Source organism: Paenibacillus profundus, from assembly GCF_021369635.1.
In the GTDB taxonomy this organism is placed as follows: domain Bacteria; phylum Bacillota; class Bacilli; order Paenibacillales; family Paenibacillaceae; genus Paenibacillus_B; species Paenibacillus_B profundus.
The window spans coordinates 242837-258111 of record NZ_JAJNBZ010000003.1; the positions used below are offsets into that span (position 1 = coordinate 242837).

Annotated in this window: 9 protein-coding genes; 3 read left to right on the forward strand and 6 right to left on the reverse strand. The window is 50.7% G+C overall.

Features of this window, described 5'->3' with window-relative positions; genetic code table 11:
• Window positions 1–412: 412 nt before the first annotated feature.
• The 5 genes from LQV63_RS06360 to LQV63_RS06380 all read right to left on the reverse strand — a co-directional run bounded on the left by LQV63_RS06360 (window position 413) and on the right by LQV63_RS06380 (window position 10932).
• Window positions 413–586 carry a hypothetical protein gene (locus LQV63_RS06360; RefSeq protein WP_233696070.1) on the reverse strand — a complete coding sequence of 58 codons (174 nt, stop codon included), beginning with the start codon at window positions 584–586 and terminating at the stop codon, window positions 413–415.
• Between the two features lie 166 nt (window positions 587–752).
• Entirely contained in the window at window positions 753–2057 is a 1305-nt protein-coding gene (locus LQV63_RS06365) for an MFS transporter (RefSeq protein ID WP_233696071.1), read from the reverse strand.
• Between the two features lie 123 nt (window positions 2058–2180).
• Window positions 2181–6779, reverse strand: a complete 4599-nt coding sequence (gltB, locus tag LQV63_RS06370; protein WP_233696072.1) for a glutamate synthase large subunit — start codon at window positions 6777–6779, stop codon at window positions 2181–2183.
• A 1061-nt stretch (window positions 6780–7840) separates the two neighbouring features.
• Complete coding sequence (locus LQV63_RS06375; protein WP_233696073.1) at window positions 7841–10039, reverse strand: Ig-like domain-containing protein; 2199 nt, start codon at window positions 10037–10039, stop codon at window positions 7841–7843.
• 314 nt (window positions 10040–10353) lie between these two features.
• Complete coding sequence (locus LQV63_RS06380; RefSeq protein ID WP_019422669.1) at window positions 10354–10932, reverse strand: TetR/AcrR family transcriptional regulator; 579 nt, start codon at window positions 10930–10932, stop codon at window positions 10354–10356.
• A 208-nt stretch (window positions 10933–11140) separates the two neighbouring features.
• Here LQV63_RS06380 and LQV63_RS06385 point away from each other — a divergent pair, with 208 nt between their 5' ends.
• A complete protein-coding gene (locus LQV63_RS06385; RefSeq protein ID WP_026011182.1) occupies window positions 11141–12250 on the forward strand; it encodes a UDP-N-acetylglucosamine--LPS N-acetylglucosamine transferase in 1110 nt (369 codons plus the stop codon).
• 47 nt (window positions 12251–12297) lie between these two features.
• Complete coding sequence (locus tag LQV63_RS06390; RefSeq protein WP_233696074.1) at window positions 12298–12675, forward strand: permease; 378 nt, start codon at window positions 12298–12300, stop codon at window positions 12673–12675.
• A gap of 182 nt (window positions 12676–12857) precedes the next feature.
• On the opposite strand, the gene LQV63_RS06395 is transcribed toward LQV63_RS06390, so the two are convergent.
• Window positions 12858–13844, reverse strand: a complete 987-nt coding sequence (locus tag LQV63_RS06395) for a C40 family peptidase (protein WP_233696075.1) — start codon at window positions 13842–13844, stop codon at window positions 12858–12860.
• Between the two features lie 323 nt (window positions 13845–14167).
• Here LQV63_RS06395 and LQV63_RS06400 point away from each other — a divergent pair, with 323 nt between their 5' ends.
• On the forward strand, window positions 14168–15196 hold the full coding sequence (locus LQV63_RS06400; protein WP_233696076.1) for a hypothetical protein: 1029 nt from the start codon (window positions 14168–14170) through the stop codon (window positions 15194–15196).
• The last annotated feature ends 79 nt before the right edge of the window (window positions 15197–15275 follow it).

The window sequence follows — 15275 nt, forward strand, 5'->3', positions numbered from 1 at the left end:
GATGTCGATTTCATTTCCGTCATGTTCATTACATCTACAGGCACACTTCTCGCACGACTGAATGTTGCCCAGCTCCCGTCCCGCATTGAATAATTAGTACGCTTAAATTTTCGGGGGCTATTGTATTTCATAGGAATTCCTGTAGTCCCTCTCTCCCATTCCAATGGCATTCAGTTGTGCCTAGTTTCACTTAATTCAATGAAGATATCCATTATATGAAAATTGTGGTTGTTTTATAGTATATACGCGGAATATACCACAATTGTTCCGTTCAAGGAATTGTAAACGGCAAACACTCAAGCTTGATATAGCCCTAGGAGCTTTGTAAACGTGCAATGATTCAGTCTGGATCATAAATATCCCCCGTCGAACAGTCGTCCGTACGGAGGATGTGTTGTTGTGTTCGCCCGCTTTATTTTATCGTATGTACAATCGCCATACGTCTTATATCCTCTGGGCATCGCTCTAACTCGATATCTAACTGCTGCAGAACGTAAATGATATCTAATGATATTTTATCACAATTCGTATTCGCATGGATGAATTCCATCGTATGAATCGCTTCTGTTTGCCCACTCTCTATCATAATCCCGTACCTCACTTCGTTCAGATTGTCCGCAGATATCGTTAGAGCTCGTCATCATTATTTTGCGACATCATTATTATAGCCCAGTCAAGTCAGGTATACTGTCGGATGCTGAAACGAAGTGCGCCTATTTTTTCTTCTATTTTTGTCGAATATCATATTACTGTTATGAATATGTGTCAAATGAATGGTTTTTCGTGTTTCGTTGTTTTTGTTCTTTCGTTTGCACCCATGCATGAAGGACGAAGAACATCACCGCGATGGCGGCAATCCAAGTCGAGATGACGGCTACCCCATTCAACCCGCTCCGATCATACATGATCCCTAGCACATACGGGCCAATCATGCGGCCGACGGAGGTGATTCCTCCAGCGACCCCCATGTAGAACGGCGCCTCCCGTCCGGCACGAGCGGCAAGAAACGCAGGAACCGCTGGAGATACCAGCATTTCCCCAAGTGTAGCCAGCACCATGCCGAGCACAAATCCACCATATACCGGCACGAACCATATAACTAGATAGGCTAGTCCATAAAATACGGCGCTCCATGTCAACTGTGCCGTTAATGGCTTCGCGATCGTGCGTTTTAACCACGATATAATAGGCTGCGCCATAAAGATAAGCACGCCGTTCAACGTCCACAGTAAGCTATACATGGAAAAGCTCATATTGTGATCGGCGATATGCGGAGCAACACCTGTTCCCCAGAGGGAATTCGCAAGCCAGACAAACATGGCTCCGATCGACATGAACAAATATAGCCGGTACGCCGCCAGCTTCTGCCATATGCTTCGTTCAGGCAGCACTCCGCTGTCGGGCAATTGCAGATCCGGCGCCGCAGCTTGCTTCCTGGCTTGTTCCGTCCCCGCTTGTTCTTGAGCAGACGGATGAGTTCCCGCCCGCCCCTCCTCCTGCATGCCGCGCAGGAAGCGGTGAAAGAAAATGGCGAAGCCAGCCGAGGTTACACCGTTCAACACGAAGGTGAGATTGAAGGAAATATCGGCTAGCACGCCGCTCATCGCAGTTCCAAGCGCAACACCGATGTTGTTCGCCACATAAATAACGTTAAAGAGCTCTTCCCTTCGATCGGCCCAGCGAAATCCGATAAAGGATTGAATGGCTGGCATCGACATGGAGTTGGTCAAGCCCAACACGGTCATCGTCGTCACATACAGCCACCAATCGGCATGTGCGGTAATGACGAGCGTGCATTGCAGAACGGACGACGCTGCCAAGGCTCCGATCAGAAGCCGGCGCACACCAATGCGATAGTATAGTCCTCCACCTAACAGTTGCCCGATGACCCCGCCCAGCATCTGCATGAAGATGACAAATCCGGCGTCTGCCAGCGAGCGGTTCAATTGTGTATGCACAAACAAGGTAGTGAGCGGCCACATGAGCGCGCCGCCTGTTGAATTGATCATGCTGGCCCATATAAAGACGTTCATTTCCCGTGTATAATTGCGAAACATCCCTAAAGGCGAATGCCTCATTCTATCACCAACTGTCTCTCCCAAAGTCAAGGTCCTATAAAAAAAACCTTAGTCTGAGCTCAGAAATTTCCGAGCTGCAGACTAAGGCTATCGTATCATAAATCAGTTTCCGCCGACACGTGATAAATCTCGCATATTTGCTTCAAAAGCAGTCAACAAGGCTGCCTCGCCAGTCATTCCTTTCGCTTCCATCTTCGCGATCTGCTCCATCATCCGTTTATAATCTTTCGGAATGACTTTGACCAGTTGCCGTCTTGTCGTCTCCCAGTCGCGAAGCAGACGCACGCCGAGCGCACTGTCCGTATAGTGGACATGCTGCTCGATCATCTTCTTCACCAGCAGGGCTTCCTCTTCAGCCTCCACATGCTCCAACAGCACCATCTCCAGATTGCAGCGGTCTACAAAGGAATTATCGCTGTCGAGCACATAGGCTATACCGCCAGACATCCCTGCAGCGAAGTTGCGGCCGGTCGTACCGAGCACGACGACACTTCCCCCGGTCATATATTCACAGCCGTGATCGCCGACCCCTTCCACGACGACATGGACACCGGAATTGCGGACGGCGAAGCGTTCGCCGGCAATACCGCGGATGTATGCTTCTCCGCTGGTTGCGCCATAGAAGGCCGTGTTCCCGATAATAATGTTCTCTTCCGGCACGAATGTCGCTTGCGGTGACGGCTTGACGATGATCTTGCCGCCCGAGAGGCCTTTGCCGACATAGTCGTTGCAGTCGCCCTCTACCGCCAGCGTCATGCCGCGCGGCACGAAGGCGCCGAAGCTCTGTCCGGCCGAGCCGACGAACGTGTAACGGATCGTATCCTCCGGCAAGCCGGCCGCTCCATAACGGCGCGTCACTTCACTGCCGACAATCGTGCCCGTCGCGCGGTTCACGTTGCAGATGGCAAACGTGCCTGCGATCGGCTCCTGACGCGCAAGCGCGGGCTCGGCTAATGGAAGCAGCTCCTTCATGTCGAGCGTCTCCTCCAAGCCATGATTCTGTGCGCGCACCCGAATGCGCGCAGATCCTTCCGGCAGCTCCGGCTGATGCAAGAGTGACGACAGATCGAGGTGCTTCGCCTTCCAATGGTCGACGGCTTCCTTCACATTCAGACATTCGGAGCGGCCAATCATCTCGTCGAGCGTGCGGAATCCGAGCTCAGCCATCAGCTCACGCAGCTCTTCCGCAATGAAGCGCATGAAGTGAACGACGTGCTGCGGGTCGCCTGCGAAGTTTTTACGCAGCTCCGGATTCTGCGTCGCCACCCCGACCGGACATGTATCAAGCTGGCAGACTCGCATCATGACGCAGCCGATGACGACGAGCGGCGCGGTCGAGAAGCCATATTCCTCCGCTCCGAGCAGGGCGGCAATCGCCAGGTCGCGGCCGGTCATCATCTTGCCGTCCGTCTCCAGCACGATGCGGTCGCGCAAGTTGTTCAGAATGAGCGTCTGATGCGTCTCCGCTAGTCCAAGCTCCCACGGCAGTCCCGCGTGGCGGATTGATCCTTGCGGCGACGCCCCGGTGCCTCCATCGTATCCGCTGACCAGGATGACGTCGGCGCGTCCTTTCGCCACCCCTGCAGCAATTGTGCCGACGCCGACCTCGGACACGAGCTTGACGTTGATGCGCGCGCGCGGATTCGCATTTTTCAAATCATATATCAATTCCGCCAAATCTTCGATCGAATAAATGTCATGATGCGGCGGCGGCGAGATGAGCCCGACACCTGGGGTTGAACCGCGCACTTCCGCGACCCAAGGATACACTTTGCGTCCCGGCAGCTGTCCGCCTTCGCCCGGCTTTGCGCCTTGCGCCATCTTAATCTGGATTTCCTCCGCATTGACCAAATAATTCGACGTCACACCGAAGCGTCCCGACGCCACTTGCTTGATGGCACTCCGTCTCCAATCGCCGTTCGCATCCTTCACGAAGCGTGCCGGATCTTCTCCGCCTTCTCCCGAGTTCGATTTCCCGCCAAGGCGGTTCATCGCTATAGCCAAGCTCTCGTGCGCCTCCTTCGAGATGGAGCCGAACGACATCGCGCCGGTCTTGAACCGCTTCACGATCGACTCGACCGATTCCACTTCCTCGATGGAAACGGACGGTCCGGCAGGCTTCAATTCGAACAGGGAACGGAGCGTCCGGTTCTGGCTGTACTCGCCTTGCACCAAGGCGGAATACTTCTTATATAACTTGTAATCGTTCGTGCGGCATGCCTGTTGGAGCGTATGAATCGTCTGCGGGTTGAAGAGGTGCTCCTCCCCGCCCTTGCGCCATTGATATTCTCCGCCGGAATCGAGCTCTGGATCACGCCCCGCTTGCTGCGCAAACGCCCGAAAATGCTGGATCAGCGCTTCCTTCGCAATCTCTTCCAAGCCGATCCCGCCGATACGCGACGGTGTCCACGTGAAGTAGGCATCAATGAAGTCCTGCTTCAAGCCGACGGCTTCGAAGATTTGCGCTCCGCGGTACGATTGCACGGTGGAGATGCCCATTTTGGACAATATCTTCACCACGCCTTTCGTGGCTGCCTTGATGTAATTCTTTACCGCCTTCTCATGCGTAATGCCGCCCAGCAAGCCTTGACGAATCATATCGTCCAGCGTCTCAAACGCCAAGTACGGGTTCACGACGCTGATGCCGTAGCCGAGCAGCAGCGCATAATGGTGCACTTCACGCGGTTCCCCGGATTCGAGAAGCAGGCTGACCTTCGTGCGTGTGCCTTGGCGAATCAGGTGGTGATGCAGGCACGATACCGCAAGCAATGCCGGTATCGCCGCATTGTCCTCATCCACGCCACGGTCAGACAAAATAATAATGTTATGTCCTTTGCCGATGACCCTGTCTGCGGCTTCGCACATCGTCTGCAGCGCCGCACGCATGCCTTCCGCTCCTTCCTTTGCCAGGAACAGAATCGGAATCGTGATGGACTTGAAGCCTGGGCGCCGGATATGGCGCAGCTTCGCGAACTCTTCATTCGACAGCACTGGGGTCGCAAGCTTAATATGACGGCAGCTCTCCGGCTCTGGCAGAAGCAAATTGCGCTCCGGCCCGATTGTCGTTCCCGTCGCCGTCACGATTTCTTCGCGAATGGCATCGATCGGCGGATTCGTAACTTGAGCGAACAATTGCTTGAAATAGTTGTACAGACGCTGCGGCCGGTCGGACAAGATAGCGAGCGGCGCATCATATCCCATCGAACCGAGCGGCTCTACTCCGCTTGTTGCCATCGGCTCCAAAATCTTGCGCAGCTCTTCGAACGTATAGCCGAACGCTTGCTGTTGCTGCTGCACGTTCTCGTGCTTCGGCTCCGGTGTTTCTGGCGCATCAGGTAAATCGGTCAAGTCAATCAGATGCTCATCCAACCACTCCCGATAGGGATTCTCGGCTGCAATCTGTGCTTTCACTTCCTCATCCGAAATGATGCGTCCTTGCTCCGTGTCGACAACCAGCATCCGCCCAGGACGGAGACGATCTTTATACAGCACATGCTCTGGTGGAATATCCAATACCCCGGCTTCGGAGCTCAATATAATCAAATCATCCTTCGTCACGTAATAGCGCGAAGGACGCAGACCGTTGCGATCCAACGTCGCGCAAATCTGCACGCCGTCCGTAAACGCCAGCGCCGCCGGACCGTCCCACGGCTCCATCAAGCAGCTATGATATTCATAAAATGCCTTCTTCGTCTCATCCATGCTGTCGTGATTCGACCATGGCTCCGGCACCATCATCATGGCGACGTGCGGCAGCGGCCGACCTGCCAAATAGAGAAATTCGAAGGTATTGTCGAACATCGCCGTATCCGAACCGTCGTGGTCGATGACTGGCTTAATCTTCGCCAGATCCTCGCCAAAGATGCCGGATTGGAACAACGTCTGACGCGCATGCATCCAGTTGACATTACCGCGCAGTGTATTGATTTCTCCGTTATGAATCATATAGCGGTAAGGGTGAGCCCGCTCCCAGCTTGGAAACGTGTTCGTGCTAAAGCGCGAATGGACAAGCGCAATTGCCGTATCCAGATTCTCGTCCTGCAAATCCAAGTAAAATCGTCCGACCTGCTCTGTCGTCAGCATGCCCTTGTACACAATCTTCCGGCACGACATGCTCGGAACATAGAACGAATCTGCTCCGTCTTCCTGCGTATAACGAATTTCTTTTTCCGCCAGCTTGCGGATCATATACAGCTTGCGTTCGAACGCCAGCTCATCTTGAAGATCGGCGCTGCGGCCGATAAATAGCTGGCGGACATAAGGCTTTACCGCCTTCGCGGACTGGCCGAGCCCTTCTTCATTCGTCGGCACCGTGCGGAAGCCGATGAACGTCTGGCCTTCTGCCTCGACAATGCGGCGGAGCACCGTCTCATGACGTTCGCGGATGCGTTCGTCCTGAGACATGAACAGCATCCCGACGCCATATTCGCCGGATGGAGGAAGCTCGATATGCTGAGCCTTCATTTCTTTCGCAAAGAAGCGATGCGGAATCTGCAGCATAATGCCTGCACCGTCCCCGGTATTTGGTTCACTGCCTTGTCCGCCGCGGTGCTCCATGCTGACAAGCACGCTTAGCGCCTGACGAACGATATCATGAGACTTACGTCCTTTGATATGTGCGACGAAACCCATTCCGCATGCATCTTTTTCATACTGCGGATCATATAGACCTTGTTTTGGAGGTAAGCCGTTTTGTTTCATGGAATGCAACCTTTCTATATAAATTGAACTTTCTTAGCATCGATATTCACGCACTTGGAATGAATTTATAATTATTCATTTGTATTGTTTTATCATTTTAACACCGTGCTTATATCATGGCAATTTAATATTTTTATGCATATGATAATTTTAATTATTGGATAGGTTTAGCTATTGTAAAGAGCTTATCCAGCTCTCAATCCGTGTATACTGAACGATTATCGTTTATAAATAATGATTCTTTTTTTGCACTTTTATACATATAACGAAGGTCGATCAAGAATAGAACAAAAAGTATGATCGCGCATATATGTATTTTTATTCGTTATTTTGCATGAAAGAGTATGGTTCAAGATTGAGCGGAAAGTTTTCATAACCTAAGGTTCCGTTCGTGCAGTGGCGCGTTCAGACTGAAGGGGATTCGCTTCATCTGCCCCTTTGCTTCATTCTCCCCTTTCATCAGGAGGCGGTGCGTTCAATGACCACCAAGAGTGGTACTCCCAATCTCATTCAGGAGCGGTGCGCCCTAATGACCATCAGGAGGCGGTGCGCTCAATCTCCATCAAAGAGCGGTAGGCCCAATCTCCTTCAGGAGCGGTACGCTCAATGACAACTTTGGATGCTGACGAGATTACTGCCATCATGATCGGCCGCTTCATGGCATGGTGTCTATACGAAACGGCATGTACCTATCCTCGACGTTATCCTTCCTGACTGGATGGCAGAGCATGTACCTCATCCTCAACGTTATCCTTTCTGACTATATGGGAGAATGACTATAAGGACCATGGAACGGAAGCCTCGCATCATAGTCTTTGGCTAAGAACATAAATTTTTATTTTCAGCTCGTGTTTTGATTCTACGATAGAAACCCGTTTGCAGGGGAAGGGGGGCCGCTGTTCTGAATAGAGGGGAGAGTGAGACAAAGGATCGAACGGGCATACTTTCTCCGGGAAGGAAAAAGTGACACCATTGCAGAAGACATCTTCCATTCCGAATTTCATGAGAAAAACCCGCACATCCTAACGGATATGCGGGTTCATCAGTAGTTCCATTCCTATTTATTTCACGCTTACGCGCAGCGATGTGCTCTTTCCATCTAATGTCAGCTTGACGGAGGTGCTGCCTTTCGCCACACCTTGAACACTGCCGCGTTCTACCTTGACCTTCGTATTGGAAGGCACATAAGTGACCTGAGAAGTTACATCTGCTACTTCCCCCGTATCATAGATCGCCTGCACCTTCCAACTTGCCTTTTGTCCTACGCCCATCTTCACGCTCTTCGGAGTCGCCTCCAGCTTCAACAAGCGCGGCTTGATATGAACCGGAACTTCAAGCAGTTGACCTTGATATTCGCCAATCAACTTCGTGCTGCCTATGGCTACTCCTTTGACGGTAGAGCCGCTAACCGTTGCCACCTTTTCATTTTCGATCTTCCATTTGATTTTCGATCCAAGAGTAATCGTCTTGCCGTTCTTATATTTCCCTGTCACCTTGACCGACTGAGACTTTTTAACATTCGTGGTAATAGTCTGCGGAACGATATCAAACGATATGATCTCCTCATCAATCGTCACCTTCAGCGACAGCTTCACATTCGAGAAGGTGCCGTTCAATGTAACTTTGCCAGCGATGAGCCCTTTGATCTTGCCGTCACGCACCAACAGGTTCGGCGAGCTCGATTCCCACTTCATATCGGAGGTGACACGCTCTTCCTCGCCATCGATGTAGATGACCGTCACTTCCGGAACCGCCTGCTCCCGTCCTGTCACTACGCTTAACTCGGTCGCATTGGCTTGCAGCACAAGCGCTTTGCGCTGCACGGTCACTTCCGTCGCCAGCGTCTGGCCGCGCACGTTCGCCGTCAATGTGACGACGCCGCGGTTCTCCGCTTTCATCTTGCCGTCTTTAATGGAGACAATATCTGAGTTCCCGGATGTCCAATCAGCCAGACCCGAGACATCGATCGTTTCACCGTTTAACGTCACCGCGTTAATTTTCGGCAAATCCTGTACGTCTTCCATATATATATTTTGTTTGCGAATTTCACCCTTGTCTTTATCCTTGTCGACATCCGCCCACTCTAGCTTCTCGATCGTCGGGTGAACCGTCACCTCAATGGACTTGGTCAAGCCTTTGTATTTCGCGGTAATTGTGGACGAGCCGGCGCCTTTCGCATACACTTTGCCCTGGTCCACAGTTATGGCCATCACATTGCTCGATGTCCATTCGGCGAGATCCGTCACTTCCTGCTGATTGTCAACGCTGTTCAGCACAAAGGTCTGAACCGTTAGCGGCCCATCGCCAAGCATCATATGCTGCGCCTTGTCCGGCGTCAATCGCATCGCCTGATAAGAAGCCCGCACCACGACCGTGACGGATTGGGAAGCGCCGAGATAACTTGCTGTAATCGTCGCCGTTCCCACGCCAATCGGCTTGACGACACCGGACTTTACTTCTGCAACGTTCGTGTCGCTGCTGCTCCATTCGGCTTTATCCGTCACATTTTCAAGCGTGCCGTCTTTGGTCTTCGTTTGCGCGATTACCGTCTGGGAATCAGCGCCGTAATCGAATTCAACCAGCTTGTCCGGAGACAGCGTCATTTCCTCATACGGCAAATCGACCTTCAACTTAATTTTTTTGCTAAGTCCTTTATGCTTAACCGTAATTTCTGTTTCGCCCTTTGTTTTCAAGGTAAGAACGCCTTTATCGATGTCAGCGACGTCCGTTTTGGACGAGCTCCACGTAGCGTCGGCCGTCACGTCATTTTCCGTGCCGGTTGCTTCATCAAAGGCAAACGCCTTCCATTTCAGCTTCATACCCAGCAGCGCATTCATCTCCTTGGGCACTTCAGTCCCGGATTCCACCATGCGCACGCTCAACTGATCGAACTGATAGCTGGACACAACCGTCTTCTTCAGCGTATAGCCTTGATATTTTACGGTAATCTCTGACGTTCCTTTGCCTGCGCCGCTTACCCAGCCCGCATCAACTTTAACTGCGCTCGGATTGGAAGAGCTCCAAGTAGCCAGACTCGTAACATCTTTCTTATCTGTCTTATCTTTAATCGTTGCGATTACCTTCATTTGTACAGATTGTCCTTCGACAACGACATGTACAGGGGAAACGTCGGATTCAAAAGCGATGCCAGTCACGGTATCCTCCGCGTTCGCTACCCCATAAAACGGCAACAAGCCGAACAGAAGCGTAAAAACAAGCGCCATGCTGAACCACGATGTTCTCTTACTAGTTGCGTTCACCCTATCTTCTCCCTTCCCTTTACACTGCCTCTAACATATTTTTATATAGATATATAACGGTTATTGAAGCCAAAATTGTTACCTTATACACTCAACTTCAGTGAAAGAAACATAAATTTGAGTCTATTTACCTATTTAGAGCAAAGAATAAATTATGGTATTGTCTGCCCGGGGCCCGGGGATATAAGCAATGAAGTACATGTCGCTCAAATGGTCTGAACCAGTAATTAGCAACTATAAGCACAGACTTAAACAACCTTCCATCCTGCCGAGCAATTCGGTTCGGATTGGAAGGTTGTTCTTGCTTAAGCCGCTTACTTGTCCGTGGCGAGCCCGTCCATGAAATGGAGTTGGAAATAGGACTTAATCGATTCCTTATCCAAAGGTTCATGCAGCTTGTTCCACTCTGTTGACAGCGCTTTATACAATTGGAGCATAACGAAGCTGATAATCTTCGGATCGGCATCTTTCACATCGCCCTTCTCCATGGCCAGACGAACTTGGCGTTCCACATATTCAAGCAGTGCCCCTTCGAGCGTAAGGAGCGCATCCTTAGCCATCGGAGTGCCGAAGTCACGCACCTCCTGCGAGAGCTTCATTGCCAGTTCATGTCGACTGCGGAAATCCAACACCCGATCGAGCACGCGGTACAGGTTATCGAAGAACGACTTGTCCGCTTGAATTTCCCGATCAGCAATCTCCTTCATTTCATGAATGAGCTGTTGTAATATTTCATCAAACAACTCTTCTTTATTCGTAAAAAACGTATATATCGTGCCTTTGCCCACTTGGGCAATCTTGGCAACTTGATCCATCGTCGTCGCTTTATAGCCGAACAAAGCAAAGGATTGCGCTGCCGCTTCAACGATCTGTTTTCGGCGGTCTATGGACATCTCCTCTGGCTCCTTTCTTCGACAGACACATGACTAACTGACCATTTCGATATTTTGGTCACACTGTCTTTACTCAAAAATGTAACATATAATAATCCGAATTTCAACCGCATTTGCTAGCAGCACGAAGGTAAATCCTTAGATCGATTCGTCTTATTGGCTGATGCTTCCTGTAGACATTCCGGTTATAATGGATATGGGTGAGAACATGCGAAAAAAAAGAATCCTTCTTCTGTCCGAAGGTTTCGGCACGGGCCATACGCAGGCTGCGTATGCTTTATCAGTTGGTATTAGACAGCTTGCCCCCGATGTTCAGACACGAGTCATTGAACTGGGCAAGTTCCTGAATCCGACGGTAGGTCCGTTGATTTTTGCCGCTTATCGCAAGACGGTGAGCGCGCAGCCGAAATTGGTCGGACTTTTGTATCGCAAAAAATATAAGAAATCGCTGAACCGATTTACGCAGTTGGCTTTACATCGCATATTCTACACACAAGCTTCCCATGTCGTTGAACAATTGCGCCCGGATGCCGTCGTCTGTACGCATCCGTTTCCCAATATCGTCATATCGCGTCTTAAGCGTTCTGGATTGAACATTCCTTTATATACATTGATAACGGATTACGACGCCCACGGCACATGGTTGAATCCCGAGGTGAATCAATATCTTGTTTCTGCCCCTGAGGTGCGCCAGAAGCTGCTTATGCGCGGGATTGCTTCCGATCGCATCGTGGTCACGGGAATTCCTGTTCATCCGAAGTTCTGGCAGCGTTGCCCCCAAGCTGAGGCACAGCAAACCCTTGGCCTGAAGCCGCTCCCCACCGTTATGATTATGGGCGGAGGTTGGGGATTGGCACTGGATGAAGAGCTGCTGCAATATATGTCGACTTGGTGCGAACATGTGCAGCTTTTGTTCTGCATGGGCAGCAATCAGAAGGCGATTCAGCGCATGGAGCAGGATCCGATGTACCGGCATCCGAACATACATATTTTTGGATACACGCAAGAAGTGTCAACAATAATGGATGCTTCCGATCTGTTAGTGACGAAGCCCGGTGGCATGACGTGCACGGAAGGGATGACTAAAGGCATTCCGATGCTGTTCTACGCGCCGATACCAGGGCAAGAGGAAGAGAATTGCGACTATTTTACAGAGCATGGTTTTGGAGAGCTCATTGAATCGAAAGACACGGTAGCGAAATGGTTCAATGATTTGCTGCTTCATTATGAGACGCTGCGCCAGAAGCGGCAATCAGGCCAGCTCATTTTCAGAGAACCGGACAAATGCGCCCAAGCCGTATTGGAATTGCTGCAATAATCGAATCTTATTCACGTAACGATGTAAAGGTAAGGGATGGATGCATAATGATGTTTTCAGTAATGGGATTTGCGGGCAATGTGCTGATTGCGCTTGGGCTGCTCGCCAAGACGCTCGGTTGGATAAGCAGCAAGGGATTGTTCATTGCCGTCATCTTTCTTGGATTTATATTATTCGGGGCCGCGGAAAGTAAATGGGGCCGACGCCACGTGGTCGTGCGCTCTATCGACTACTTGCCGCTCATGGCATGCGTTATTTTGTTCGCATTGGCGCAGGATGACACGATGAAAATTGCGGCGATCGTGCTGCTGCTGCCGTTAAGCGCCATCAGCTCGTGGATTGCTGTCCGTCTGTCGAAGACGAAGAAATACCGCACGATGCCGAGAATCGATGAGACGAAGAACGAGCCTCCCAAATATCAATAATTGACGGAAGAGGCTGTATCCGTGAGCAGAACACGCTCATCGGGTGCAGCCTTCTTTCTCGTATGCCGCTTGGTGATATTCGCGCTCCTCTTCTAATAGAAGGAAGAGACCACATAAGGGCCTCTTCCAGAGTACGTAATATGATAATGATAGGAACGATATAATAACCTTTGGCGTTCACTCTATAAGACGCTGCCGCCGAACAGGAAGCGGTGTTCCCACGTCGTGTTCTTGATGTTATCGATGCGCACGCCACCCGACTTTTTGGAATACGTATGCAAAATTTGCCCGTTGCCCAAGTACACGCCGACATGAGTGATGCGCTGCTTGGACTTATTAATGCCGCTATAATTGGATTTTTTCGATCCTTTATAGGTCATAAAGAACATCAAGTCTCCTCGTTTCAATTGGCTGATGCTAGTTTTGGCCGTGGAATGAGACTTAATCCAGGCTCCCTGCTTGCGGGAATCCGTCGGAAGCACGACGCCCAATGCTTCTTTATAAATATGTCTGACAAAGTCGGAACAATCGAACGTTTTCGTATTGTTGCGGTTCGAACCGAATTCATAAGGTGTCCCCTTATACTTCTTGCCCGTCTTAATCACTTTCTCAATCTTCGCCGACTTGCTGGAAGAGGCGGCGGCCATAACATAGGTTTCTTCGCCAGAAGCGTCTGCCGCTGAACCAGAAGGCGCTGTGGATGGGGTAGCCTCCACTTCTATGTATTTGCTATCAGCACTCATATACCCGACGGTGCCGTTTTGATCCTGAACCTTGTACCAATTGTTATTATGCTTGTCCAAAATGACGACATGCTCGCCCTTCTTCGCCATCCGAATAATGGTGGCAGAGGTGGATGGTTCTGTGCGTAAATTAACGCCGTAAACGACTTTCCCCGTTTTTTGCTCGTTCAACTGCTTAGCCGCAGGTGACGCTTGCAATGTAACCGGATCAATCAAGGTCACTTCCGAATCGAGAAGGAAGCCGCTGTTGTCGTCATCGCTATCCGGATCGCCTTCTTCTATCAAATATTCATCCAATTGCGGAATTTGGCTCGTTATTTCAGCATCCGTGCTCGCCTCTGGCGCAGGCGCTGCGTGCAGTGGTGTCATCATCATCTGACTTGCCATCGTAAACATTAGTAAACCTAACAGTAATTTTTTCTTCATGAGAAGCCTCCTTGTTGTTCGTACATTGCTGTGACGTGCAACCGAATATTGAGCTAATGTTCATATGAACAAGATGTCAAATACTAGTTTATTTTAATCATAATTCTATATTTGTAATGACATCCCAAATCATGCTTGCCCTTATTATATATAGACTTTCATTCATGCTGCTATCGGACTATTCTCTTAAAATTCGACAAAATTCTAACTAAATCTAGTTCTATAGAACCATTGAAAACCATATAAAAGAAAATATTCACACAATTTTCCAAGAGCACGTGGTATATTATAGAAGTATCTTCATCTAAAAAGGAGCGTGTTCCATGATTCGTATACAGCGTTTTCCCGTCTTTTGGCCGGTACTGGCTATGCTATTGGTAGCTGCGGCGGATGTTGCGCTGCTTCTCACCTTCTCCTCCTCCACCGTTCCGAATCTGTTATCGGTCGGAATCGCATTGGATTTCATGGTCATCCTGCCCTTGTTGTATTTCTGGTTCCGCGTTCGCCGTGCCGACTCCCTGAAGAGAGCCGCCTTCGTCCGTTCACTTGCAGCAGGACTGGCTGGCTATGCAGCGATGAGCCTGTTCGTTCCACCTGTAGGCACAGAATTGCAGCAGCTCCTCGACGCCTTAGCCTTGGGGTGCGGCATCAGTTTGGCTGCTTATGTGCTCTATCAATTGGTGCGAGTGCAGCGGTCGTACCGGAACTCGATTGCGGAAGGCGGAGCCGCGCTGGATGCGCTGCGCTCGGCCTTCGCCGATACGGTAAGCTCGCAGAAGACGGGCGCACTGCTTACACACGAAGCCTCAGTCTTCTATCACGCGCTGTTCAGCTGGCGGAAAAAACCTTATGCTCCAGAGCGCGCCGCTGCTTTTAGCGGTTTGGAACAGTCCAGCATGCTCGTCATCGTCATCGGCATCATCCATGTGCTTGTCTTGGAGGGGGCTGGATTTCATTTTCTCATTCACCAATGGTCGGCGCTCGCGGCATGGATATTAACCTTGTCCAACGTATATTTCATCCTCGCCCTCATTGCAGATTATCGGCTGATGAAGCTGAACCCGGTGCTGGTCACCGATCGGGACGTGCGCATCCGCTTCGCCCATGAGATCTGGGCCGATGTGGAACGCGAGGACATCAATAGCGTGTGGATGACGAAGGAGCCGCTGCCGAAGGAGCTGGTGCGCGATACGGCTGTGCCTGTCTTCGGCACGCCGAACGTCATCCTTCAGTTCCACCGTCCGGTCACGGTGACGAGCCGCTTCGGCATGAAGCGCCAGATGAAGCAGATTGCGCTGTGCTTAGATAAGCCGCATGATTTTGTGGCTGAGGTTATGGGTGATCGGGAGTAAGGGATGGATGGTGGATTAGGAAATTGTTTTGGGATTGACCGGGGGCCGGTTTACCTTTAGCCATGCTTTACTGTTCTTG

What these genes read in the sequence shown, in the direction of transcription:
- LQV63_RS06360 (WP_233696070.1), bottom strand. Translation starts at nt 586, where the DNA reads ATGATAGAGAGTGGGCAAACAGAAGCGATTCATACGATGGAATTCATC.
- LQV63_RS06365 (WP_233696071.1), bottom strand. Translation starts at nt 2,057, where the DNA reads ATGTTTCGCAATTATACACGGGAAATGAACGTCTTTATATGGGCCAGC.
- gltB (WP_233696072.1), bottom strand. Translation starts at nt 6,779, where the DNA reads ATGAAACAAAACGGCTTACCTCCAAAACAAGGTCTATATGATCCGCAG.
- LQV63_RS06380 (WP_019422669.1), bottom strand. Translation starts at nt 10,932, where the DNA reads ATGTCCATAGACCGCCGAAAACAGATCGTTGAAGCGGCAGCGCAATCC.
- LQV63_RS06385 (WP_026011182.1), top strand. Translation starts at nt 11,141, where the DNA reads ATGCGAAAAAAAAGAATCCTTCTTCTGTCCGAAGGTTTCGGCACGGGC.
- LQV63_RS06390 (WP_233696074.1), top strand. Translation starts at nt 12,298, where the DNA reads ATGATGTTTTCAGTAATGGGATTTGCGGGCAATGTGCTGATTGCGCTT.
- LQV63_RS06395 (WP_233696075.1), bottom strand. Translation starts at nt 13,844, where the DNA reads ATGAAGAAAAAATTACTGTTAGGTTTACTAATGTTTACGATGGCAAGT.
- LQV63_RS06400 (WP_233696076.1), top strand. Translation starts at nt 14,168, where the DNA reads ATGATTCGTATACAGCGTTTTCCCGTCTTTTGGCCGGTACTGGCTATG.